The organism is Streptomyces sp. NPDC048192 (assembly GCF_043202415.1).
GTDB lineage: Bacteria > Actinomycetota > Actinomycetes > Streptomycetales > Streptomycetaceae > Streptomyces.
This window is the reverse complement of sequence record NZ_JBIDAL010000024.1, coordinates 81,396-104,882: the sequence shown is the minus strand read 5'-3', so window position 1 is coordinate 104,882 and position 23,487 is coordinate 81,396. Positions and strand designations below refer to the sequence as shown.

Annotated in this window: 17 protein-coding genes; 2 read left to right on the top strand and 15 right to left on the bottom strand. The window is 72.9% G+C overall.

Features of this window, described 5'->3' with window-relative positions:
* Positions 1–113: 113 nt before the first annotated feature.
* From ilvN to ACGFZN_RS36715, 4 genes are all read right to left on the bottom strand, one after another.
* Positions 114–638: an acetolactate synthase small subunit gene (gene ilvN / locus ACGFZN_RS36730; RefSeq protein WP_393862811.1), complete on the bottom strand. Its 525-nt coding sequence runs from the start codon at positions 636–638 to the stop codon at positions 114–116.
* Positions 639–660: 22 nt separating this feature from the next.
* Positions 661–2,508, bottom strand: coding sequence for an acetolactate synthase large subunit (locus ACGFZN_RS36725; protein ID WP_393862810.1), 1,848 nt, complete (start codon positions 2,506–2,508; stop codon positions 661–663).
* 243 nt (positions 2,509–2,751) lie between these two features.
* Positions 2,752–5,712, bottom strand: coding sequence for a putative bifunctional diguanylate cyclase/phosphodiesterase (locus ACGFZN_RS36720; RefSeq protein ID WP_393862809.1), 2,961 nt, complete (start codon positions 5,710–5,712; stop codon positions 2,752–2,754).
* Between the two features lie 382 nt (positions 5,713–6,094).
* Positions 6,095–7,048, bottom strand: coding sequence for a 2-hydroxyacid dehydrogenase (locus tag ACGFZN_RS36715; protein WP_393862808.1), 954 nt, complete (start codon positions 7,046–7,048; stop codon positions 6,095–6,097).
* A 76-nt stretch (positions 7,049–7,124) separates the two neighbouring features.
* On the opposite strand from ACGFZN_RS36715, the gene ACGFZN_RS36710 reads away from it, so the two are divergent.
* Together ACGFZN_RS36710 and ACGFZN_RS36705 are read left to right on the top strand one after the other, a co-directional pair.
* Positions 7,125–8,123 carry an aldo/keto reductase gene (locus tag ACGFZN_RS36710; RefSeq protein ID WP_393862807.1) on the top strand — a complete coding sequence of 333 codons (999 nt, stop codon included), beginning with the start codon at positions 7,125–7,127 and terminating at the stop codon, positions 8,121–8,123.
* Between the two features lie 120 nt (positions 8,124–8,243).
* Positions 8,244–9,392, top strand: a complete 1,149-nt coding sequence (locus tag ACGFZN_RS36705; protein WP_393862837.1) for a PQQ-dependent sugar dehydrogenase — start codon at positions 8,244–8,246, stop codon at positions 9,390–9,392.
* Between the two features lie 13 nt (positions 9,393–9,405).
* On the opposite strand, the gene ACGFZN_RS36700 is transcribed toward ACGFZN_RS36705, so the two are convergent.
* The 11 genes from ACGFZN_RS36700 to ACGFZN_RS36650 form a co-directional block, all read right to left on the bottom strand.
* Positions 9,406–12,447 carry an AAA family ATPase gene (locus ACGFZN_RS36700; protein ID WP_393862806.1) on the bottom strand — a complete coding sequence of 1,014 codons (3,042 nt, stop codon included), beginning with the start codon at positions 12,445–12,447 and terminating at the stop codon, positions 9,406–9,408.
* A 218-nt stretch (positions 12,448–12,665) separates the two neighbouring features.
* A complete protein-coding gene (locus ACGFZN_RS36695; protein ID WP_393862805.1) occupies positions 12,666–12,857 on the bottom strand; it encodes a hypothetical protein in 192 nt (63 codons plus the stop codon).
* A gap of 199 nt (positions 12,858–13,056) precedes the next feature.
* The gene (locus tag ACGFZN_RS36690; RefSeq protein WP_393862804.1) at positions 13,057–13,638 is read right to left on the bottom strand and encodes a hypothetical protein; all 582 of its coding nucleotides are present in this window, start codon (positions 13,636–13,638) and stop codon (positions 13,057–13,059) included.
* Between the two features lie 35 nt (positions 13,639–13,673).
* Entirely contained in the window at positions 13,674–14,249 is a 576-nt protein-coding gene (locus ACGFZN_RS36685) for a GNAT family N-acetyltransferase (protein WP_393862803.1), read from the bottom strand.
* The gene (locus ACGFZN_RS36680; protein ID WP_393862802.1) at positions 14,227–16,458 is read right to left on the bottom strand and encodes an MMPL family transporter; all 2,232 of its coding nucleotides are present in this window, start codon (positions 16,456–16,458) and stop codon (positions 14,227–14,229) included. Before ACGFZN_RS36680 ends, ACGFZN_RS36685 begins: the two co-directional genes overlap by 23 nt.
* Positions 16,459–16,725: 267 nt before the next feature.
* Positions 16,726–18,240 (bottom strand): Asp-tRNA(Asn)/Glu-tRNA(Gln) amidotransferase subunit GatB, encoded by a 1,515-nt coding sequence (gene gatB, locus ACGFZN_RS36675; RefSeq protein WP_393862801.1) that lies wholly within the window; start codon positions 18,238–18,240, stop codon positions 16,726–16,728.
* Positions 18,241–18,256: 16 nt separating this feature from the next.
* Complete coding sequence (locus ACGFZN_RS36670; protein ID WP_330337665.1) at positions 18,257–18,496, bottom strand: hypothetical protein; 240 nt, start codon at positions 18,494–18,496, stop codon at positions 18,257–18,259.
* Complete coding sequence (gene gatA, locus ACGFZN_RS36665) at positions 18,493–19,992, bottom strand: Asp-tRNA(Asn)/Glu-tRNA(Gln) amidotransferase subunit GatA (protein WP_393862800.1); 1,500 nt, start codon at positions 19,990–19,992, stop codon at positions 18,493–18,495. The genes ACGFZN_RS36670 and gatA overlap by 4 nt, the downstream gene beginning before the upstream one ends.
* A 5-nt stretch (positions 19,993–19,997) precedes the next feature.
* Complete coding sequence (gene gatC / locus ACGFZN_RS36660) at positions 19,998–20,294, bottom strand: Asp-tRNA(Asn)/Glu-tRNA(Gln) amidotransferase subunit GatC (RefSeq protein WP_004925108.1); 297 nt, start codon at positions 20,292–20,294, stop codon at positions 19,998–20,000.
* Positions 20,295–20,561: 267 nt separating this feature from the next.
* The gene (locus ACGFZN_RS36655) at positions 20,562–21,056 is read right to left on the bottom strand and encodes a cupin domain-containing protein (RefSeq protein ID WP_393862799.1); all 495 of its coding nucleotides are present in this window, start codon (positions 21,054–21,056) and stop codon (positions 20,562–20,564) included.
* Positions 21,057–21,153: 97 nt separating this feature from the next.
* A complete protein-coding gene (locus tag ACGFZN_RS36650) occupies positions 21,154–23,442 on the bottom strand; it encodes a putative bifunctional diguanylate cyclase/phosphodiesterase (protein WP_393862798.1) in 2,289 nt (762 codons plus the stop codon).
* Positions 23,443–23,487: the final 45 nt, after the last annotated feature.

Below are 23,487 nucleotides of genomic sequence, written 5' to 3'. Positions count from 1 at the left end.
TCTCTCCTTGGTGTGCAGGTTGTGCGTCCCACCGTATGACGGTGGGTGGGAAGGAAGTCTGGGGGTCTCGGCATACGGGCGGGCGGCGGCGCGCCGACCGCCCGTTTCCGGTCTTATGCCGATCGGTCGAGCGCGCGCAGCGAACGGTCGGTGATCGAACGGGCGCCGCGGCCGATCGCGATCGTGCCCGACTGGACCAGCTCCTTGATGCCGAACGGCTCGAGCATCTTCAGCATGGCGGACAGCTTCTCGCTGGATCCGGTGGCCTCGATGGTGACGGCCTCCGGGGAGACGTCGACCGTCTTGGCGCGGAACAGCTGGACGATCTCCACGATCTGGGAGCGGGTCTCGTTGTCGGCGCGGACCTTCACGAGGACCAGTTCGCGCTGCACGGCCTGACCCGGCTCCAGCTCGACGATCTTCAGCACCTCGACGAGCTTGTTGAGCTGCTTGGTCACCTGCTCCAGCGGCAGTTCCTCAACACCGACCACGATGGTGATGCGGGAGATGTCGGGGTGTTCGGTGACGCCCACCGCGAGCGAGTCGATGTTGAAGCCGCGGCGGGAGAACAGGGCGGCGATCCGGGCGAGGATGCCCGGCTTGTTCTCCACCAGGACGGAGAGCGTGTGCTTGGACATGGTCTTTTTACGTCTCTCTCGCTCAGTCGTCTTCGTTGTCGCCGAAGTCGGGGCGGACGTCCCGGGCGGCCATGATCTCGTCGTTGGAGGTGCCGGCGGCGACCATCGGCCACACCATCGCGTCCTCGTGGACGATGAAGTCGACGACGACGGGGCGGTCGTTGATGGAGTTCGCCTCCTGGATGACCTTGTCCAGGTCCTCCGGGCGCTCGCAGCGCAGGCCCACGCAGCCCATCGCCTCGGACAGCTTCACGAAGTCCGGCACGCGCGTGCCCTTCGCGTCCGGGTTGATGTCGTCGGGGCCGGAGTGCAGCACGGTGTTGGAGTAGCGCTGGTTGTAGAACAGGGTCTGCCACTGGCGGACCATGCCGAGGGCGCCGTTGTTGATGATGGCGACCTTGATCGGGATGTTGTTCAGCGCGCAGGTGGTCAGTTCCTGATTGGTCATCTGGAAGCAGCCGTCGCCGTCGACCGCCCAGACGGTCTGCTCCGGCCGGCCGGCCTTGGCGCCCATGGCGGCCGGGACCGCGTAGCCCATCGTTCCGGCGCCGCCGGAGTTCAGCCAGGTGGCGGGCTTGTCGTACTGGATGAAGTGCGCGGCCCACATCTGGTGCTGGCCGACGCCCGCGGCGAAGATCGTGCCCTCGGGCGCCAGTTGCCCGATGCGCTCGATGACCGCCTGCGGGGACAGGGAGCCGTCCTCGGGCTGGTCGTAGCCGAGCGGGTAGGTCTCGCGCCAGCGGTTCAGGTCGCTCCACCAGGCGGTGTAGTCGCCCTTGTGGCCCTCGCTGTGCTCCTTCTGCACGGCCTGGACCAGGTCGGCGATGACCTCGCGGGCGTCGCCCACGATCGGCACGTCGGCGGCGCGGTTCTTGCCGATCTCGGCCGGGTCGATGTCGGCGTGGACGATCTTGGCGTACGGGGCGAAGCTGTCCAGCTTGCCGGTGACGCGGTCGTCGAAGCGGGCTCCGAGGGCGACGATCAGGTCGGCCTTCTGCAGCGCGGTGACGGCGGTGACCGCACCGTGCATGCCCGGCATTCCCACGTGCAGCGGGTGGCTGTCGGGGAACGCGCCGAGCGCCATCAGGGTGGTGGTGACGGGCGCTCCGGTGAGTTCGGCGAGGACCTTCAGCTCGGCGGTGGCCTGCGCCTTGAGGACGCCGCCGCCGACGTAGAGGACCGGCCGCCTGGCGGAGGTGATCAGCTTGGCCGCCTCGCGGATCTGCTTGGCGTGCGGCTTGGTCACCGGGCGGTAGCCGGGCAGGTCCATGGTGGGCGGCCAGCTGAAGGTGGTCTTCGCCTGGAGGGCGTCCTTGGAGATGTCCACCAGGACCGGTCCCGGGCGGCCGGTGGAGGCGATGTGGAAGGCCTGCGCGATGACCCGCGGGATGTCCTCGGCCTTGGTGACGAGGAAGTTGTGCTTGGTGATCGGCATGGTGATGCCGACGATGTCCGCCTCCTGGAAGGCGTCCGTGCCGATGGACGAGGACGCCACCTGGCCGGTGATCGCGACCAGCGGCACGGAGTCCATGTGGGCGTCGGCGATCGGCGTGACCAGGTTGGTGGCGCCGGGGCCGCTGGTCGCCATGCAGACGCCGACCCTGCCGGTGGCCTGGGCGTAGCCGGTGGCCGCGTGGCCGGCGCCCTGCTCGTGGCGGACCAGCACGTGGCGCACCCGGGTGGAGTCCATCAGCGGGTCGTACGCCGGCAGGATCGCGCCGCCGGGGATGCCGAATACCGTGTCAGCGCCGACCTCCTCGAGGGAGCGGATGAGGGACTGCGCACCCGTGACGTGCTCGACGGGGGCGGACTGCTGTCCTCCGGATCGGGGCCGCGGCTGCGGATGGGCCCCGGTGGCCTGCTCGGTCATCGGCATTCTCTTCTCGATGCTGAGGGTTTTTGCGAGGTTTGGGCGGAGTTCAAGCGCTGCACGAACGGCACTCGTGCAACAAAAAACCCCTCGTGCCGTAGGGCAAGCGAGGGGAGCGCGCCGGTGAGGTCGCTGGGGTTTCCGGAAGGTCCTCCGGTGGGTCCCAGCTCAGCCGACGCGCTGTCCAAGTACGAGAATTCGGGTGCGCATGGCACTGACCCTCCCCCCGACGCGCACCACATGTCAAGTAGGTGGGACGGGAGTCTCGGAATGTGAGCGGGGGGCGGTGCCCGCGAACGCCGGTTCGGCGGGTGCGTGCGGCACCGGGTAGTGGCCGGAGCCGAGCGCCCGGCGCAGCCGGTACTCGTCCAGCGGGCCGGCGAAGGCCATGCCCTGCCCGTGGGTGCAGCCCATCGCGCGCAGCGCGAGGACCTGCTCGGGCAGGTCCACGCCCTCGGCCACGGACTGCAGCCCGAGGTCGCAGGCGATCCGCAGCAGACCGCTGGTGATCTTGTGCAGCCGCGCGGACTCCACGACGCCCTCGACCAGGCTGCGGTCGAGTTTCAGGATGTCCACGGGCAGCCTTCTGAGGGCGGTGATGGCCGCGTGGCCGCTGCCGAAGCCGTCCAGCGCGATCCGCACCCCGAGCCGGCTGAGCGCGGTCAGCCGGCGCTCCAGCTCGTCCAGGCCGACCCGCGGATCGGTGTCGGACAGCTCCAGCACCAGCGCGCCGGGCGGCAGCCCGTGCCGGGTCAGTAGCGCCTCCACGGAGCCGGGCGGCACCGAGCGGTCCAGCAGCCGCCGGGCGCTGGTGCGCACCGCCACCGGGACGACCGTCCCGCTCGCCGCCCGCTCGGCGGCCTGCTCGACCGCTTCCCGCAGGATCCAGCGGTCCAGCTCGGCCGTCTTGTCGCCGTCCTCGGCCATCCGCAGGAACTCGGCCGGGGTGAACAGCACCCCCTGCGAGGAGCGCCAGCGGGCCTGCGCCGAGACCGCCGTGATCCGGCCGTCGTCGAGGCGCACCACCGGCTGGTGCAGCAGGGCGAACTCGCCGTCGTGCAGCGCGGCGCGCAGCCGGGTGGCCAGCTCCGCCTTGCGGACGACGTCCTGCTGCATCTGCGGCCGGTACAGCTCCACCCGGCCCTTTCCGGCCGCCTTGGCGCGGTACATCGCGAGGTCGGCGTTGCGCAGCAGCTCCCCCGCGCCGAGGCCCGGTTCGGCGAAGGCGACGCCGATGGAGGCGTTGACCCGGACGTCCCGGCCGTCGATGGCGTAGGGCTGGGAGAGGGTCACCCTGAGGCGGTCGGCGAGCTCCAGGATGTTCCGCTCCCGGGCGGCATGCTCCCGGGTGCCGTCCCCGACGATCAGGGCCGCGAACTCGTCGCCGCCCAGCCGGGACGCGGTGTCCCCGTGCCGGACCGCGTCCTGGAGTCTGCGGGCGGCCTGGACGAGCAGCTCGTCGCCGGCCTGGTGCCCGATCGTGTCGTTGACGGCCTTGAAGCCGTCCAGGTCGATGAAGAGCACGGCCGTACCCCGCAGGGCGGCACCCCGGTCGGTGGCGCGGCGGCCGGACAGGGCCTGCTGGACGCGCTTGGTGAACAGGGCGCGGTTGGGCAGGTCGGTCAGCGGGTCGTGCTCGGCGTTGTGCTGCAGCTGTGCCTGGAGGCGGACCCGCTCGGTCACGTCCCGGCTGTTGAAGATCAGGCCGCCGTGGTGGCGGTTGACGGTCGACTCCACGTTGAGCCAGCCGCCGTCGCCGGACCGGAAGCGGCACTCGATCCGGGTGGTGGGCTCCTCCACCGGGCTGGCGGCGAGGAAGCGGCGCACCTCGTGCACCACGCAGCCCAGGTCCTCCGGGTGGATGAGGGCGGCCAGTTCGGTGCCCACCAGTTCCTCGGCGGGGCGGCCGTAGACCCCGGCGGCGGCCGGGGAGACGTACCGCAGGACGCCGTTGGGCGCGGCGATCATGATGACGTCGCTGGAGCCCTGCACCAGGGAGCGGAAGTGGTTCTCCTTCTGGGCCAGTTCCTGGGTCAGGGTGATGTTGTCCAGCAGCATGATGCCCTGCCGGATGACGAGCGCGAGCACCACGGCGCCCGCGGTGATCAGCACGACGTGGTCGGGCCGGCGCCCGTTGAGGACGTTGTACAGGATGCCCAGGGTGCACACGGCTGCGGCGAGGTACGGGGTGAGGGCGGCCAGGGAGCCGGAGAGCGGCCGGCCGGCCGGATAACGGCTGTGATCGCCTCCCGGGGTGGGCACGGGCACGCGGGGGTGGCCGGTGCCGCGCTGTCCGGGCAGGTGCTCGTGGACCACGCGCGTGTGCCCGTCCGGTACGCGCGCCCGCTGCGCGCCCTTGCGGCGGGTCGCCGCCCAGGGGGCGTAGGCGAGCAGCAGCGAACCGGAGAACCAGCCGGCGTCCAGCAGCTGCCCGGAGTGGTAACTGCTGTGCAGCAGGGGCGAGGTGAACAGCGCGTCGCACATCACGGTCAGCGCCAGGGCGCCGATCGCGGTGTTCACCGCCGTGCGGTTGCCCGGGGAGCGGCGGAAGTGCAGCGCGAGCACCATGCTGACGAGCGCGATGTCCATCAGCGGGTACGCCAGCGACAGCGCGGTGTGCGCCACGCTCGGTCCGTCGAACCGGGCCGCCTGGGCGAGCGCCAGGCTCCACGACAGCGTGAGCAGCGAGCCGCCGATCAGCCAGGCGTCCAGCCCCAGGCAGATCCAGCCGGCCTTGGTCACCGGCCGTTTGGCGAGCACCAGCAGGCCCACGATGGCGGGCGGCGCGAAGCACAGGAAGAACAGGTCGGCGTAGCTGGGGCTGGGCACGGACTGCCCGAGGACGACCTCGTACCACCCCCAGACGGCGTTGCCGAGGGCCGCCATCATCGAGGACAAGGCGAACAGCATCCAGGCCGAGCGGAAGTGGACGCGCGGGCTGCGGGCGTACACGAAGCAGGACACGGCGGCGGCGCCGGCCGCGGCGCTGAGTCCGAAGTCGCCCATGATCAACGCCAGTTCGTCCGTGCCCCAGTCGAACGCGGCCCCGACGGCGTAGGCCGCGCAGACGAGGGCGAGGACGAGTTGCTCCAGCGTGCGGGTGCCCTCTCCGGCGGGCGGCCGGCCCGGCGGCGGCGCCTGCTGCGGGTGCGGTGCGCGCACCGCTGGGTCGAGGGCGGTCGTCAGCGAGGGCGGGGCGCTCACCGGGGCCTCCCGGTGAGCGCCGCTCCCGGGTCCCGGTGCCGGTGCGCCGGGTGCGCATGCCTCCTGCGGCCGCTGTGCCGGCGCTGGTGATGGCTGTGGTGGCCGGTGTGGTGACCGCGTCTGCGCGCGGCCGTGCGCCAGGGCCGCCGTCGGCGGCTCCGCCGCGTCGGATCGTGCGTCCATAGGCCGTGCATCGCCCGTCGCCCCCCTCACAAATCTGAAATGTCCATCCCCGGCGCCCAACGGTCGGCGGCGCTGCCCCTTCCGGGACGATACACCAGGATCGTCACTCAGGGACATAGCTTCTCTACGCTCCGTGACGACCAGCGGGGATGCCGGTACGGACCGCGTCCGGGGGGTTGCGCAGGGTGCCGGAAGCGGATCAGACCCTGCCGCCGGACCCCGTCGTCAGGATCACGTTCCGCAGCGGCTCCCGGTTCACGAACCGGGTCAGCTGGTCCACGAGGAGCCGCTTCGCGCGGGGAAGGAACGCCGAGGTGGGCCCGCCGGCGTGCGGGCTGATGAGCACGCCGGGGGCCTGCCAGAGCGGGTGTCCCGGCGGCAGCGGCTCGGGGTCGGTGACGTCCAGGGCCGCGGTGATCCGGCCGCTCTCCACCTCCGCGAGCAGCGCCTTCGTGTCGACGACCGGTCCGCGGGCGACGTTGACGAGCAGCGCGCCGTCCTTCATCCGCGCCAGGAACTGGGCGTCCACCAGGCCCCGCGTCTGCTCCGTCAAGGGCGTGGAGAGGATCACGACGTCGGCGTGTGGAAGCAGAGAGGGCAATTCGGTGAGTGGATGCACCGGACCGCGCGCCGTGGTGCGCTCAGAGCGCGCGACGCGCGCCACCCGCGCGACCTCGAAGGGCGCGAGCCGGTCCTCGATGGCGGCGCCTATGGAGCCGTAGCCGACGATGAGGACGGATCTGTCGGCGAGGGCGGGCCGGAATCCGCCGAGCCACTCGCCGCGGTCCTGGGCCCGCACGAAGTCCGGGATGCCGCGCAGGGAGGCGAGGACCAGGGCCAGCGTCAGCTCGGCGGTGCTCGCCTCGTGCACCCCGCGCGCGTTGCACAGCCGCACGCCCGGCCGCAGGTGGCCGAGGCCGGGCTCCACGTGGTCGATGCCGGCCGACAGCGTCTGTACGACCTCGACGGCGGCCATCCGCGGCAGCGGGCGCACCCCGACACCGGAGGGCTTCATGTACGGGACGACGTAGAAGGCGCAGTCGGCCGGATCGCCGGGGAACTCCTCCTCGCCGTCCCAGAACAGGTACCGGGGCCCGGCGGGAAGCCCCTCGATCTCCTCGGGCGCGATGGGAAGCCATACGTCAGCACTCATGGCAAGGAGGCTATGTCAGGCACGCGCGCGTGCAGAGGTTAGGTTGGGGGCCGGGCTAAGGGAGGTTCACGAGCAGGTGGAGCGCAGGACGATCGGCGCGGGGGCGCTCGCGGTCGGGGCCGTCGGACTCGGGTGCATGCCGATGAGCTGGGCGTACAGCACCTCCCGGCAGCGCGGCGACGAGTCGCTCAGATGCGTGCACCGGGCGCTGGACCTGGGCTCGACCCTGCTGGACACGGCGGACATGTACGGCCCGTTCACCAATGAGCTGCTGCTCGGCCGGGTGCTCAAGGAGCGGCGCGCGGAGGCCTTCGTGTCCACGAAGGTGGGGCTGCTGGTGGGCGAGCAGCACATCGTGGCCAACGGCCGCCCCGGCTATGTGAAGCGGGCCTGCGACGCCTCGCTGCGGCGCCTGCAGACCGACGTGATCGACCTCTACCAGCTGCACCGCGCCGACCCGGAGGTGCCGGTGGAGGAGACCTGGGGCGCGATGGCCGACCTGGTGCGGGCCGGCAAGGTGCGGGCGCTCGGCCTGTGCGCGGTGGGGGCGCGCGGCGGACGGCGCTCGGGCGCCGGGCTGCACGACGGCACCCTGCGCCAGTTGCAGCGGGTGCAGCAGGTGTTCCCGGTGGCCGCGGTGGAGGCGGAGCTGTCGGTGTGGTCGCCGGAGGCGCTGCGGACGCTGCTGCCGTGGTGTGAGGCGCGGGGCGTGGGTTTCCTCGCCGCGATGCCGCTCGGCAACGGCTTCCTGACCGGCACGCTGACTCCGGGCGAGGGCTTCGAGCCGGACGACGTCCGCGCCCGGCATCCCCGGTTCACGGCGGAGATGATGGCGGCCAACCAGCCGATCGTCGCGGGCCTGCGCCGCATCGCCCGCCGGCACGGCGAGCACGTCACCCCGGCCCAGGTGGCGCTGGCCTGGGTGCTGGCGCAGGGCCGCCATGTGATCGCCCTGCCCGGCGCCAAGCGGGAGCGGTGGGCGGTGGAGAACGCGGCGGCGAGCGGACTGCGGCTGACCGGCGAGGACTTGGCCGAGATAGCGCGGCTGCCGGCGGCGCAGGGTTCCTGGGACTGACGACCTTCGCGGGATCGGTGGTGCCGGAGCGGGAACCCGGGGAGGCTGGCGGTGTACGCGAGCGAGCATCCGCCGCCGGACCACCGCCTCGAAGGGACCACGATCGTGCGACGACGCGCTGTGCCGGCCGTGCTGGCCGCGGCCGCCCTGCTGCTGGCGGCCGGCTGCTCCGCCGGCGGCGAAGGGCCCGCGTCCGGCGCCGGGCGGACGACGGCCACCGGTACGGCGCCGGGCACGGCCCCCTCCGGCCGGGCCACCGCATCGTCCCCGCCGGCCAAGGGATCGGTGAAGGTGCTGCGCACCGTTGCCCGGAATCTGAAGACACCGTGGGGGCTGGCCGCGCTGCCCGGCGGCGGGCTGCTGGTCTCGTCCCGCGACGACGGAACGATCGTCCGGATCGACGCCGGGACGGGCCGTACGACCGAGCTGGGCACGGTCTCCGGGGTGTCCCCGGCCGGCGAGGGCGGTCTGCTGGGCATCGCCCTCTCCCCCGGCTTCGCCTCGGACCACATGATCTATGCCTACTTCACCTCGGCCTCGGACAACCGCATCGTCCGCATGCTGTACGACGAGCGCAAGCCGGCCGGCGAGCAACTGGGCGCTCCCGACACGGTGTTCAAGGGCATTCCCAAGGGCTTCATCCACAACGGCGGCCGGATCGCGTTCGGCCCGGACGGCATGCTGTACGCGGGCACCGGGGAGAGCGGCGAGCGGGGCCTGGCCCAGGACAGGAGGTCGCTCGGCGGCAAGATCCTGCGCCTGACCCCGGAGGGCGAGCCGGCTCCGGGCAACCCGTTCCCCGGCTCGCCGGTGTACTCGTACGGCCACCGCAACGTCCAGGGCCTGGCCTGGGACGGCCGGCAGCGCCTGTTCGCCTCGGAGTTCGGCCAGGACACCTGGGACGAGCTGAACGCGATCAAGCCGGGCGGCGACTACGGCTGGCCGAAGGCCGAGGGCAGGTCCTCCGACCCCGCCTTCCAGAACCCGCTGGCCCAGTGGCACACCGACGACGCCTCCCCCAGCGGCATCGCCTACGTGAACGGCGTGATCTGGATGGCGGCCCTCAAGGGCGAGCGGCTGTGGCGCGTCCCGCTCGACGGCACGCGGGCCGCGGCGCCGCCGCAGGCCTTCCTGACCGGCAGGTACGGCCGCCTGCGCACGGTGGTCGCGGCGGGCGGCGACAAGCTGTGGCTGGTGACGAGCAACACCGACGGCCGGGGCCGGCCCGGGAAGGGCGACGACCGGGTGCTGGAGGTGGAAGTGAGGTGAGGCGGGCTGCGCGTCATCCGGCGGCCAGCCGCTCCTCGTCCCCCGACGGGAACAGCCCCAGCCGGTGCGCCAGCGCCGCCGCCTCGCCGCGGCCGGAGACGCCGAGCTTGCCCAGGATGTTGGAGACGTGGACGCTCGCCGTCTTCGGCGAGATGAACAGCTCCTCGGCGATCTGGCGGTTGGTGCGGCCCGCCGAGACCAGCCGCAGCACGTCCCGCTCCCGGCTGGTGAGCCCGAGGGCCGCGACCGGGTCGGCCGGCGCGAGGGCCTGCCGGGGCGGGCGGGTCAGGGTGAGGCGGGCGCGCTGGGCGAGCCGGGCGACGGCGTCGGCGAGCGGGCGGGCACCGAGGTGGGCGGCGACCGCCGCGGCCAGCCGGAGCAGTTCCAGCGCGCGATCGCGTTCGTCGTCGCCGCCCTCGGCCAGGAGGGCCGCGGCGAGGCGGTGGCGGACCCGGGCGAGGTCGTAGGGGCGGTCCAGGCACTCGAAGGCGGTGACGACCGGCGACCAGTCGTCGGCGGTGTCCGCGCCCTGCGCGCGGCGCAGCTCGGCGCGGGTCCACTGCTCGTAAGCCCGCCAGAGGGGGCCGCCGGTGGCGAGGTGCCGTACGGCCTCGCCGAGGCGGTCGAGGATCTCGGCGCGGCCGGGCTCGGCGGCGGGCAGGGCGCGGGTCTCGGCCTCCGCCGCGGCGGCGGCCCGCAGCAGCGGCCAGCCGTAGCGCTGGGTGCCGGGCGGGAAGCCGTCGTCCAGGGCCCGGAGCAGTTCGGCGCGGACGTCGGCCGTGCGGCCCTCCTCGGCGGCGACGCCGAGGGCCACCCGGGCCAGCGGCAGGGAGTGCTGGGGCATGGGGTCGTGCGTGCCGTAGTGGGCGCGGGCGGCGGCGAGCTCGCGGCCGGCCCCGGCGAGGTCGCCCCTGGCCAGGGCGAGGTGGGCCAGGTGCAGGGCGCCGGTGCCACGGGTCTTGGCGCTGTGCCCGGCCCGGGAGGCGTGGGCGGCCGCCTCGGCGGCCTCGGCCCAGTCGCCGAGCGCGTACAGGGCCTCGGCCAGGTTGCCGCGTATCCAGGACTCGGAGTCCAGCAGCCCCTGGGCGCGGCTGAAGGCGATGCCCTCGCGCAGGAGGACGACGGCCTCCCGGTCGCGGCCGATGCCCTGCAGCTGGGAGGGCAGGTTGACGTAAGTGCGGCCCGCCACCTGGTGCACGCCTTCGGCGAGGGTGTCCCGCAGCACCTGCCGCATCCGGTCAAGGCCCGTCTCCGTGTCGCCGGAGTCGACCTCCAGGCAGCCCAGGGTGAGGCGGGCGTGCAGTTCGATCTCACGGGCGCCGACCATGCGCGCGTACTCCACGGCACGCTGGGCGGCGGCGAAGGCCTCGGGTCCGGGGCGGTGCAGCATGGACCAGTTGGCGGCGAGGGCCAGCACCTCGGCGTGCACCTCGGACGGCGGCAGGCCGCGCACCAGGTCCTGGGCGGTGGCCAGTTCCTGCCGGCCGTCGCCGCGGGCCTGGGCCTGCACCAGGCGGGAGCGCTGGATCCAGAACCAGGCGGCGCGCAGGGGGTCCGGCTCGTCCTCCAGGAGGCGCAGCGCACGCTTGGTGATCTTCAGTGCGCGTTCCCGTTCTCCGCCGAAGCGGCCGGCGACGGCGGCCTCGGCCATCAGGTCCAGATAGCGCAGCGGGGTGGTGGCCGGGTCGCAGCCGCAGGGGGGATAGACCTCGGTGTAGTCGACCGGGCGCAGGGCCGAGCGCACCTCCTCCGGGGCGCTGTCCCACAGCTCCATCGCCCGCTCCAGCAGCCGGAGCTGCTCGGTGTAGGCGTGCCGGCGGCGGGCGACGACGGAGGCGTCCAGGACGGCGGGCAGGGCCTTGGCGGGGTCGTGCGCGTGGTACCAGTAGCTGGCCAGGCGCATCACGCGCGCGTCGGCCGGGACGAGCGTGGGGTCGGCCTCCAGCGCTTCGGCGTAGCGGCGGTTGAGGCGGGAGCGTTCGCCGGGCAGCAGGTCGTCGGCGACGGCCTCGCGGACCAGGGAGTGCCGGAAGCGGTAGCCGTCGCCGTCCGGGGTGACGGTGAGGATGTTGGCGCCGACGGCGGCCCGCAGCGCCTCGATGAGGTCGTCCTCGCCGAGCTGGGCGACGGCGGCGATCAGCCGGTACTCCACGGTGGAGCCGCCCTCGGCGACGATGCGGGCGACCCGCTGGGCGCTCTCGGGCAGCGCCTCGACCCGGACCAGGAGCAGGTCGCGCAGGGAGTCGGTGAGCCCGGCGCAGCAGCCGTCGCGGGCGGCGACGGCGAGTTCCTCCACGAAGAAGGCGTTGCCGTCGGAGCGTTCGAAGATCTCGTCGACCTGGGCGGGGTCGGGATCGGCGGCGAGGATGCCGGCGATCTGGCCGCCGACCTCCTCGCGGGTGAAGCGGGCCAGTTCGATGCGGCGGACGGTGCGCAGCCGGTCGAGCTCGGCGAGCAGGGGACGCAGCGGGTGGCGGCGGTGGATGTCGTCGGAGCGGTAGCTGGCGAGGACGAGGAGCCTGCCCGTGCGCAGGGTGCGCAGGAGGTAGGCGAGGAGGTGGCGGGTGGAGGCGTCGGCCCAGTGCAGGTCCTCCAGGACGAGCACGACCGGCCGCTCGGCTGCGACCCGCTCCAGCAGCCGGACGGTGAGCTCGAACAGGCGGGTCATGCCCTGTTCGTCGTGGTGGCCGGCGCCGGCCTCGCCGAGGTCGGGCAGCAGGCGGGCCAGCTCCTCCTCCTGGCCGCGCGCGGCGGCGGCGAACTCCTCGGGCAGGGCGTCCCGCAGGGTGCGCAGCGCGGCGGCGAAGGGCGCGAACGGCAGCCCGTCGGCGCCGATCTCCACGCAGCCGCCGACGGCGGCGACCGCGTGCCGGCCGGCGAGCGCGGCGAACTCCTCGACGAGGCGGGTCTTGCCGACTCCCGCCTCACCGCCGAGCAGCAGCGCCTGGGGCTCGCCGGCGCGGGCGCGGGCGAGCGCGTCGTTCAAGACGCCCAGCTCGCCGGTGCGGCCGACGAACACGGGACTGACGGACCTGGTCTCCACGGGCCCGAGCATCGCACGGGACCGGGACGGCGGGGCAGCGGTTTTCCACAGGTCCGGTGCGATCGTCGTACCGATGGCCGGGCGGGTCGTAGTCCCGGACGGACGGGTCGTACGACCGGGATGGGCGGTCGTACGACCCGGGCCCGGGCGGTCCGGAAGGCGGCCGACCCCCGTACGGCCACCCTCCGTCCCTGTCCTCTCCGTCCCGGCCCCCTCCGCCGCTGTGGCGGTCACGCGGTGCGCGGGAGCCGGTGCCGGCGCGGCCGGCCGGTATGGGACTCGGCGGCCGCGCCCTCGGGGCCGGCCGAACCCGCGCGGCGGGCGGCGCGGTGCGCCCGGGCGGCCTCGCGGGCCAGCCGTGCCTGCTCGGCCTCGCGGATCAGCTCGGCGGAGCGCATCTTGTGGTACTCGAACTCGATCATGACGTGTCCCTTCGCGGAGAGCCGGTGTGGTGCCTCGCGTTCTGCGATGCCTTCACCTTCGTCTCCCAGCCGGGTGCGCCGCATCGGGAGAGTTCCGCATCTTCGGGCCGCGCACGGGCCGCACGCGCGCGTAAGGGGCCTCAGGGAGCCCATGAGGTGCTCATGGACTCCCTAAGGCCCCTGGGGACCTGCGGCTTTCTCAGCTTGTCGAGGGCAGGGCGAGCAGGGCGTCGGAGTACTTCAGGACCGCCAGCAGCAGGCCGATGACACCGAGCGAGACACCGCCCCAGGCGACCGACTTGATCCAGTGCGCCTGCGGGCGTCCGGGGGCGCCGAAGGCGGGCCGGGCCAGCACGACGACACCGGTGAGCAGCGCGGCCAGCGCGAACAGGCCGGCCCACAGGGCGGTGCTGTGCCAGGCGTTGCCGTACACCGCCTTGATCTGGGTGGCGACGCTCGCGGTGGACGACGTCCGCAGCTGGCCGACGAGCTGTTCGCGGGCGCCCGCGACGGTGCCGATCCAGCCGCCGCTGAGCGAGACGAACCCCAGCGCGGCGGAGACGACCGCGCCGGCGCCCTGCCCGACCCCGGAGGGCGCCTTCTCCCGCCCGGCCGCCTCCTCGGCGGCCCCTTCCGCGGCAGTCTCCTGCCCGGCGGTCTCCTGCTCCGCGGCGGTCTCCTGCTCCGCGGTTCCCTCCTCGGTGCCGGCGGCCTCCACCGCCGTGTCGTCGTCCTGCGCCTCGGTGCCGGCCGGGGCGCCTTCCTGTGTCTTCGTAGCCATGCCCGGCACCGTACGGACCCCGTCTGAGAGGGCCCTTAATGATCGTCGTGCGCGCCACGCCTGCGTGCCGCGCGCCACTCGGGGGCGAGCAGCGACCAGACCTCGGTGCTGGTGCGCACACCCCGGTGCGGGTGGTTCTCGCGGAGCACACCCTCGCGGGTCATGCCGAGACGGCGGGCCACGTTGATGCTGGGCTCGTTGGCGGTGGACACATGCCACTCCACGCGATGCATGCCGCGCTCCTCGAAAGCCCAGTCGAGCAGCACCCGCATGCCCCGCGTGACCAGTCCGCGCCCGGTCGCCGCGGGCTCCAGCCAGCAGCCGACCCGGCACACCCCGCTCGCGGTGTCCCACACCCGGAACAGCAGGCCCCCGACCAGCGAGCCGTCCAGCCAGATGCCGTGCAGGCCGCCGGCGTCGAAGGCACGCCGGTCGGCGTACGACCGGATCCAGGCAATGGCGCCGTCCAGGTCGGCCACCACGTCCGGCATCCCGATGTGCCGTCCGATGAACTCCCGTCCCCGGTCGATGTGGGCGAGCACCTCCTCGGCGTGCCAGACCTCCACGGGCCGCAGTTCGGCGCCGTCGTCACCCAGGGATATCGCGTACATCGCGCTGATCGTCCTCCTGCAGGTCCGCCACCGTGACGCCCGCGAGCCTCTCGTGGGCGGCACGGCACTCGGGCGGCTCGATGCTCAGGTGCGGCAGGCGGCGCTCCAGCCAGGCGGGCAGCCACCAGTTCGCGGAGCCCAGCAGATGCATCAGCGCGGGCACGAGCAGGGTGCGCAGGACGAAGGCGTCCAGGGCGACGGCGGAGGCGAGCGCTATGCCGAACATGGCGATCACGCGGTCGCCGCTGAGCACGAAGGCGAGGAAGACGGAGATCATGATGATCGCCGCGGAGTTGATGACCCGGCTGGTCTCGGCGAGGCCCACGCGGACGGCGCGCCGGTTGTCGCCGGTCTCCAGCCACTCCTCGTACATCCGGCTGACCAGGAAGACCTGGTAGTCCATGGACAGCCCGAAGAGCACCGAGACCATGATCACCGGCAGGAAGGGCTCGATGGGCCCGGCCCGGCCGAGGCCGAGCAGTTCGCTGCCCCAGCCCCACTGGAAGACGGCGACCACGATCCCGAACGCGGCGGCCACGGCGGCGATGTTCATCACCGCGGCCTTCAGCGGAATGCCGAGGGAGCGGAACGCGACGAGCAGCAGCAGACAGCCGAGGGAGATGACCGCGCCGACGAACAGCGGCAGCTTGCCGACGATCACGGCCGCGAAGTCGTCGTAGCCGGCGGTGACCCCGCCGACCTGGATGTGCAGGGAGGTGCCGGTCTCGGCCCGCGGCAGCACCTTGGTGCGCAGCCGCTGCACGAGGTCGCTGGTCTGCTGCGACTGCGGCGCCGAGGTGGGGACGACGGTGAGGTAGGCGGTGGTGCCGCCGGCGTCGAAGGTGGCCGGGGTGACGGAGGCGACGCCCGGGGTGGCGCGCAGGGTCGTGTCGAGGTTGTCCAGGGCCAGACCACCGTCGGCGCCCTCCACCCGGGTGACCAGGGTGAGCGGCCCGTTCACCCCGGGCCCGAAGCCCTCGGCGAGCAGGTCGTAGGCCTTGCGGGTGGTGGAGGTGCTCGGGTCGTTGCCTTGGTCGGAGGTGCCGAGGTGGAGGGAGAAGGTCGGCAGGGCGAGCACGGCGATGACGACCACGGCGAGCGAGCCGAGCAGCTTGGGGCGGCGTTCGACCAGCGCCGACCAGCGGGCGGCCAGCCCGGTGGGCAGTTCCGGGCGCGGCCCGTGCTCGGCGAGCCGGCGCCGCTCGCGGCGGCTGAGGGCCCGGGAGCCGATGTACGACAGCAGGGCGGGCAGCAGGGTGACCGAGGCCGCGACCGTGAGCACCACGGTCAACGAGGCGGCCACGGCGACCCCGTTGAGGAAGCTCAGGCGCAGGATGAGCATGCCCATCAGCGCGATGCACACCGTCGCGCCCGCGAACACCACCGCGCGTCCGGTGGTGGCGACGGAGTTCACCGCGGCCTCGGTGACGTCCAGGCCGCGTTTGAGTCCGCGCCGGTGTCTGGTCACGATGAACAGCGCGTAGTCGATGCCGACGCCCAGACCGATGAGCATGCCGAGCATGGGCGCGAAGTCGGCGACCGTCATGGCGTGCCCGAGCAGCCCGATGCCGGAGTAGGCGGTGCCGACGCCGACCAGCGCGGTGGCGATGGGCAGGGCCGAGGCGGCGAGCGAGCCGAAGGCGAGGAACAGCACGACGGCGGCGACGAGGACGCCGACCACCTCGGCGGTGTGCTCGCGCGGGGACGCGGTGAGGCCTATGGCGCTGCCGCCCAGCTCCACCTGGAGCCCGTGGCCCTCGGCGGCCTTGGCGGTGCGCACCACCGCCTCCGCCTCGCCCTTGCCGATGTGCTCGGCCTCCTGGGTGAAGGTGACGGTGGCGTAGGCCGTGTGGCCGTCGGCGCTGATCCGGTGGGCGCCCTGGCGGCCGTACGGGCCGTCCACCGAGGCGATGCCGGGCAGCCCGGCGATCCGGTCCAGGGTGCGGGTCATGGTCTGCTCGACGGCGGCGGTGCGGACGCTGCCGGTGCCGGTGTGCCAGACGACGGTGTCGCTGTCCCCGCCCAGGCCCGGGAAGCCCTCCTTGAGCAGCTGGGTCGCGCGGCCGGCCTCGGTGCCGGGAACGTCATAGGCGTTCGAGTACGACGAACCGGCCACGGCGGCGCCCGCGGTGACCCCGCCGAAGGCGAGCAGCCACAGCAGCACGACGATCAGCCGATGCCGGACACACCAACGCGCGAGGTCTGCCACGGACGAGCTCCCAGAAGTACGATTTGTGGATCTTTGGCCGGGAATGATCGTCTATAAACTGAACAGCCCGCAAAGAACGCATGTGCAATCAGAGGACACTCTTGCAGGTGAACCTGATCGTTTGCTGTGTTCGTGGGCTTATTCACAGCGCTGGGAGCGATGTCACAGGACAGATCCGCGAACTCTGTCGCCGCGCGTGAGACTTGGGGCATGCGTACGGCCCCGGAGGGCGCGCCTTCCGGGGCCGTACGAACGGGTCGGCGGGGCTCAGCCCTCGCTCACGCCCAGCTTCTGAAGGATCAGTTCCTTCACGCGGGCCGCGTCGGCCTGGCCCCGGGTCGCCTTCATGACCGCGCCGACCAGGGCGCCGGCCGCGGCCACCTTGCCGCCGCGGATCTTGTCGGCGACGGCCGGGTTGCCGGCGATGGCCTCCTCGACGGCGGCGGTCAGCGCGCCCTCGTCGGAGACGACCTTCAGGCCGCGCTTGTCGACGACCTCGTCCGGGGTGCCCTCGCCCGCGAGGACGCCCTCGATGACCTGCCGGGCCAGCTTGTCGTTCAGGTCGCCCTTCGCGACCAGCTCGGCGACCCGGGCGACCTGCGCCGGGGTGATCGCCAGCTCGTCCAGCGCCTTGCCGGACTCGTTGGCGCTGCGCGCCAGTTCGCCCATCCACCACTTGCGGGCGGAGGCGGCGTCGGCGCCGGCCTCGATCGTGGCGACGATCGGCTCCAGCGCTCCCGCGTTGAGGATCGCCTGCATCTCGGTGCCGGAGACGCCCCACTCCTCGCGCAGCCGGTTGCGGCGCACCAGGGGCAGCTCGGGCAGGGCCGCACGGATCTCCTCGACCCACTCGCGCGAGGGCGCGACCGGGACCAGGTCGGGCTCCGGGAAGTACCGGTAGTCCTCGGCCTCCTCCTTGGTACGGCCGGAGGTGGTGGAGCCGGTGTCCTCGTGGAAGTGACGGGTCTCCTGCACGACCGTGCCGCCGCCGTTCAGCACGGCGGCGTGGCGCATGACCTCGAAGCGCACCGCGCGCTCCACCGAACGCAGCGAGTTCACGTTCTTGGTCTCCGAGCGCGTGCCGAACTTGTCGGCGCCCTTCGGCATCAGCGACAGGTTCACGTCGCAGCGCATCTGGCCCATCTCCATGCGGGCCTCGGACACGCCGAGGGCCCGGATGACCTCGCGCAGCTCGCGGACGTACGCCTTGGCGACCTCGGGGGCGCGCTCGCCGGCGCCCACGATCGGCTTGGTGACGATCTCGATCAGCGGGATGCCGGCGCGGTTGTAGTCCAGCAGGGAGTGGGACGCGCCGTGGATACGGCCGGTCGCGCCGCCCACGTGGGTGGACTTGCCGGTGTCCTCCTCCATGTGGGCGCGCTCGATCTCCACACGGAAGGTCTCGCCGTCCTCCAGCTGCACGTCGAGGTAGCCGTTGAAGGCGATCGGCTCGTCGTACTGGGAGGTCTGGAAGTTCTTCGGCATGTCCGGATAGAAGTAGTTCTTCCGGGCGAAGCGGCACCACTCGGCGATCTCGCAGTTCAGCGCGAGACCGATCCTGATCGCCGACTCGACGCCGGTCTTGTTCACGACCGGGAGCGCGCCGGGCAGGCCGAGGCAGGTGGGGCAGGTCTGGGTGTTCGGGTCGGCGCCGAGCGCGGTCGAGCAGCCGCAGAACATCTTGGTCTTGGTGCCGAGTTCGACATGGACCTCGAGGCCCATGACGGGGTCGTACGACGCCAGCGCGTCCTCGTACGACACCAGGTCGGTCGTGGTGGTCACGGTGAAAACTTCCCTCTCAGCCCAGCAGGACGTCGTCGTCGCCCAGCCGCTTCAGCTCGCGGCAGAGGATCGCGAGACCGGTCACGATCGCCACGGCGGAGACCGTGGCGTCGATCAGCCGCAGCGTGTCGTGCTCGGCGCGGGCCTTCTTGATCTGCTTGGCGACACCGATCGCGCCGAACGCGGTGGTGGCCATGGACAGGTACGTACCGGACTTGGACTTCTTGAAGTCCTTGGCCTTCGACAGCTTGCTCACAGCGACGGTGCCTCCTCCAGCAGCGGGTGACCCCACTTTTCCACGAAGGCGGCCTCGACGGCGGCGCCCACCTTGTACAGCCGGTCGTCCTTGAGCGCCGGGGCGATGATCTGCAGGCCCACCGGGAGGTTGTCCTCCGGGGCGAGACCGCAGGGCAGGGACATGGCCGCGTTGCCCGCCAGGTTGGTCGGGATGGTGCACAGGTCCGCCAGGTACATCGCCATCGGGTCGTCGGCGCGCTCGCCGATCGGGAAGGCGGTGGTCGGGGTCGTCGGCGAGACGATCACGTCGACCTGCTCGAAGGCCTTCTCGAAGTCGCGCGTGATGAGCGTGCGGACCTTCTGCGCGGAGCCGTAGTACGCGTCGTAGTAGCCGCTCGACAGCGCGTACGTGCCGAGCATGATGCGGCGCTTGACCTCCGGGCCGAAGCCGGCCTCGCGGGTCAGGGAGGTGACCTCCTCGGCGGAGTGCGTGCCGTCGTCGCCGGTCCGCAGGCCGTAGCGCAGGCCGTCGAAGCGGGCCAGGTTGGAGGAGCACTCGGACGGCGCGATCAGGTAGTACGCCGACAGGGCGAGGTCGAAGGACGGGCAGTCCAGCTCGACGATCTCCGCGCCCAGCTCCTTCAGCAGCTCGACCGACTCGTCGAAGCGCTGGATCACTCCGGCCTGGTAGCCCTCGCCGCGGAACTGCTTGACCACGCCGACCCGCATGCCCTGCACCGAGCCGTTGCGGGCCGCCTCGACGACCGGCGGGACCGGGGCGTCGATGGAGGTGGAGTCCAGCGGGTCGTGCCCGGCGATGACCTCGTGCAGCAGGGCCGCGTCCAGGACCGTACGGGCGCAGGGGCCGCCCTGGTCGAGGGAGGAGGAGAACGCCACCATGCCGTAGCGGGACACCCCGCCGTACGTCGGCTTCACGCCGACCGTGCCGGTGACGGCGGCCGGCTGGCGGATGGAGCCGCCGGTGTCGGTGCCGATGGCGAGCGGGGCCTCGAAGGCGGCGAGCGCGGCGGAGGAGCCGCCGCCGGAGCCGCCGGGGATCCTGGTGAGGTCCCAGGGGTTGCCGGTCGGGCCGTAGGCGCTGTTCTCGGTGCTGGACCCCATGGCGAACTCGTCCATGTTGGTCTTGCCGAGGATGACGACGTCGGCGGCCTTGAGCTTCTTGGTGACCGTCGCGTCGTACGGCGGGATCCAGCCCTCGAGGATCTTCGAGCCGACGGTCGTGGGCACGCCCTCGGTGGTGAAGATGTCCTTGAGCGCGAGCGGGACGCCGGCCAGCGGGCCGAGCTTCTCGCCGCGGGCCCGCTTCTCGTCCACGGCGCGGGCCTGGGCGAGGGCGCCCTCGCGGTCGACGTGCAGGAAGGCGTGCACCTTCTCGTCGACGGCCTCGATCCGGGCGAGGTGGGCCTCGGTGACCTCGACGGCCGTCAGCTCGCCGGAGGCGATCTTCTCGGCGATCTGCGCGGCCGTGAGCTTGATGATGTTGCTGTCCGTCATGGCGGTCACTCCTCCCCCAGGATCTGCGGCACCTTGAAACGCTGCTGCTCCTGGGCGGGGGCGCCGGAGAGCGCCTGCTCGGGGGTGAGCGAGGGACGGACCTCGTCCGGGCGCATGACGTTCGTCAGCGGGAGCGGGTGCGAGGTCGGCGGTACGTCTTGGTCGGCGACCTCGCTGACGCGGGCGACCGCGCCGATGATGTCGTCCAGCTGTCCCGCGAAGTGGTCGAGTTCTTCGGGCTTCAGCTCCAGACGCGCCAGCCGGGCGAGGTGGGCGACCTCCTCGCGCGTGATGCCAGGCATGCAGCGATCCTCTGGGGTGAGTGTGTGTGGTTTGGGCGGGGGCTAGTCGTCCCCTTCCCGTCGTTCGCCCGGAGGGCGGGCCGCGCGGCGTCTGGTGCGTGCGATCGCAAGGCGCCGGAGCGCCCTCGTGGCGGAGCCAGGTGGGCGATTCGGCAACGCGGCGAGCGTGCGTGCCAGGCGTCGCGCGGCAGACGGGAATGGGACGACCAGCCCCAATCCTATGGGGCGGGCCGGGGTGGCCGTGAAACGGTTTCCCCGGGCCGCCGGTCAAGCCCGGCGCGTCGCCCAGGCCTCGCTGTGCAGGAAGTGGTTGTCGTACAGGTCCTGGACCTCCAGGATGCTCTCCTCGGTCGCCTCGCCCAGGCGGATGCGCTGCAGGTGCCGGAAGTACTCGAAGCGCTCGACGCCGGGTGTGAGGACGATGAGCAGATCGGCGTCGGCCCCCGGTACGGCCGCGAAGGCGTGCGGCTTGCCGGGCGGGACGACGACGAGGTCGCCGGCCCCGGCGGTGACGACGTCGTCGCCGGAGAGGATGTCGGCGGCGCCGTCGAGCAGGAAGAACATCTCGGCGGAGTTGTCGTGCCAGTGCGGCTTGGCGCCGTCCGCGCCCGCCTCGAGGGTGACGCGCTGGGTGGACAGGGCGCCGCCGGTGGCGCTGCTGTCGGCCAGCAGGCGGATGGTGAGGGGCGCGGCGCCGACGACTTCGGCCTCGGCCTCGCGGACGATCACGGAGTCTTCGAACTGCGGCACGAACAGTGACATGGCTGGGTTCCCCTTTGAGCTTCCGACCGGACCGCGAAGCGCGCTCCGGCGCCGGTCGGTACAACGATCAAAGGGGCGGGACGCATCCCGGGACCGCTTACTCGGCGGCAGGCAGCGCGGCGCGCGGCCGCTGCCATCCGCGGGACTCCCGCGCCAGCAGCCACGCCGTCGTCTCCTCCGGCGGCATGGCGGCGGCGACCAGCCAGCCCTGCACGGCGTCGCACCTCAGGTCCCGCAGCCGCTCCCACGTCTCGTCGTCCTCCACCCCTTCGGCGACGACGAGAAGCCCCAGCGAATGCGCCAGGTCCACGGTGCACCGCACGATCTCCGCGTCCTCGGCGTCGACCGCGAGCCGCGCCACGAACGACCGGTCGATCTTCAGCTCGCTCACCGGCAGCCGCCGCAGATGCACCAGCGACGAATACCCGGTGCCGAAGTCGTCCAGGGACATCTTCACGCCGTGTCCGGTCAGCGCGGCGAGGGTGTCGGCGGCCCGCTGCGGGTCCTCCAGCAGCACATGCTCGGTGATCTCCAGCTGCAGGGCCCCCGCGGGCACCCCGTGCCGGGCCAGCCGCGCGGCGACCGAGCCCGCGAACCCGGGGGTGTGGACGTCGCGCGGAGAGACGTTGACGGCGACCGGGACCCGCAGCCCCTGCGCGCGCCACCGGGCGACCTGGCCGAGCGCGGTCTCCAGCACGTACTCGGTGAGATGGGGCATCAGCCCGGAGGACTCGGCGATCGCGATGAACTCGTCCGGCGGGACCTTCCCGCGCTCGGGGTGCACCCAGCGGACAAGCGCCTCCAGGCCGGCGACCTGCCCGTCGAAGCGGACCTTGGGCTGGTAGTGCAACTGCACCTCGTGCGCGTCCAGCGCCCGGCGCAGGTCCCCGAGGAGACCGAGCCGGTCCGGGGTGTTGGAGTCCCGCTTCGACTCGTACACCTCGACGCCCGTACGGTCCCGCTTCGCCTGGTACATCGCGACGTCGGCGCGGCGCAGCAGCCCTTCGGCGTCCAGCGCGTGGTCGGGAAAGACGGCGACGCCGGCGCTGGCCTCCAGGACGAGGGTGAGCCCGTCGAGGTCCAGCGGGGAGCTGAGCGCGGCGACCAGGCCGCGGGCGATGCGGGTGGCGGACGTCGTGGAGTCGGCGACGGGCAGTAACACGGCGAACTCGTCCCCGCCGAGCCGCGCGGCCTCCGCCCCGCGCGGCAGGGCGAGCCGCAGCCGGTCGGCGATCTGGAGCAGCAGCCGGTCCCCGGCGAGATGACCGAGGGTGTCGTTCACCGACCGGAAACGGTCGAGGTCGATCAGCATGAGCGCGGAGCGGGCGTCGATGCGTTCGGCGTCGTCGAGGGCCGTCCAGATCCGCTCCAGCAGCCACTGCCGGTTGGGCAGCCCGGTCAGCGGGTCGCGCAGCTGCTCCTCGGCACGCGCGCGTGCCATCCACAGCGTGGAGTCCAGGGCGATGAGGGGGATGGCGAACAGCGGCAGCAGGACCGGCTGGGCGACGGCGACGACGCACAGCAGCGGGGCGATGCCGAGCAGCGCGACGGCGACGAGGGCGTGTCTGACCACGGCGGTGCGGGCCACGGTGGGCATCCTGCCGCCGGGCGGGGCGTGCAGGTACCACTGCAGTCCGCGGCTGACCGCGAGGTAGGCGCCCGCGGCGAGGGTGATCTCGAGCGCGGTGGCGGCGCTCCAGCCGTCCGGCCGCCAGGGCGTCTCGACGCTCGGGACGCGGCCGAACGCGCGGAGCAGCAGCGCGCCGGCGCCGATGCCGAGGATGTCCACCGCGCCGTGCAGCACTCCCTGCCGCCAGCGGTGGCGCCGGGCGATGCCGACCAGGACGACGACGGTGAGGCTGACCATGCCGGCGGGCACCCAGCCGTACAGCAGCAGCACGGCGAGGGTGAGGGCGGCTCCGGAGCCGGTGCCGCCCCACCAGCGGGCGCGGCCCAGCATCACGAGGTGGCCGACGATGACCCCGGTGAGCAGGGCCAGCGACCAGCCGGCGGTACCGCTCGGGAAGAGGGCGTGGTGGCCGGTGAAGGCGCGGCAGAAACCGGCGCCGAGGACGAGCGCGGCGGCGGCCGTGACGGCCGCGGGCAGGGTGGGCCGGAACGGGCGCCGCCCGCGCTCGGCGCCGGCCAGGCCGGGGGCGGGCTCGAGAGCCACGGGTATCGGCGGGTGGGTCTCGGCGGCGGCGCCCGGCCTGGCCGTACGGGCCTGGCCGGGGGTGCGTCCGTGGGTCCGCGCCGTCCACCGGGTCCCTGTGGTCAACCGGGTTCCCGCCCACCGGGTCCCCGTCCATCGGGTCGTCCGCCCTGTGCCCGCGCGACGGCGCAGGCGCAGCCGTGAGTCCGGGGCGACGCTCTCGGTCGGTTCCATTCCCGTCCCTCTCACAGCCGGCGGTGCCCACGCCACGCGGCCCGA

What these genes read in the sequence shown, in the direction of transcription:
- gatA (WP_393862800.1), bottom strand. Translation starts at nt 19,992, where the DNA reads ATGACGGACAGCAACATCATCAAGCTCACGGCCGCGCAGATCGCCGAG.
- ACGFZN_RS36655 (WP_393862799.1), bottom strand. Translation starts at nt 21,056, where the DNA reads ATGTCACTGTTCGTGCCGCAGTTCGAAGACTCCGTGATCGTCCGCGAG.
- ACGFZN_RS36650 (WP_393862798.1), bottom strand. Translation starts at nt 23,442, where the DNA reads ATGGAACCGACCGAGAGCGTCGCCCCGGACTCACGGCTGCGCCTGCGC.
- ACGFZN_RS36700 (WP_393862806.1), bottom strand. Translation starts at nt 12,447, where the DNA reads ATGCTCGGGCCCGTGGAGACCAGGTCCGTCAGTCCCGTGTTCGTCGGC.
- ACGFZN_RS36715 (WP_393862808.1), bottom strand. Translation starts at nt 7,048, where the DNA reads ATGAGTGCTGACGTATGGCTTCCCATCGCGCCCGAGGAGATCGAGGGG.
- gatC (WP_004925108.1), bottom strand. Translation starts at nt 20,294, where the DNA reads ATGCCTGGCATCACGCGCGAGGAGGTCGCCCACCTCGCCCGGCTGGCG.
- ACGFZN_RS36725 (WP_393862810.1), bottom strand. Translation starts at nt 2,508, where the DNA reads ATGACCGAGCAGGCCACCGGGGCCCATCCGCAGCCGCGGCCCCGATCC.
- ilvN (WP_393862811.1), bottom strand. Translation starts at nt 638, where the DNA reads ATGTCCAAGCACACGCTCTCCGTCCTGGTGGAGAACAAGCCGGGCATC.
- ACGFZN_RS36695 (WP_393862805.1), bottom strand. Translation starts at nt 12,857, where the DNA reads ATGATCGAGTTCGAGTACCACAAGATGCGCTCCGCCGAGCTGATCCGC.
- ACGFZN_RS36690 (WP_393862804.1), bottom strand. Translation starts at nt 13,638, where the DNA reads ATGGCTACGAAGACACAGGAAGGCGCCCCGGCCGGCACCGAGGCGCAG.
- ACGFZN_RS36685 (WP_393862803.1), bottom strand. Translation starts at nt 14,249, where the DNA reads ATGTACGCGATATCCCTGGGTGACGACGGCGCCGAACTGCGGCCCGTG.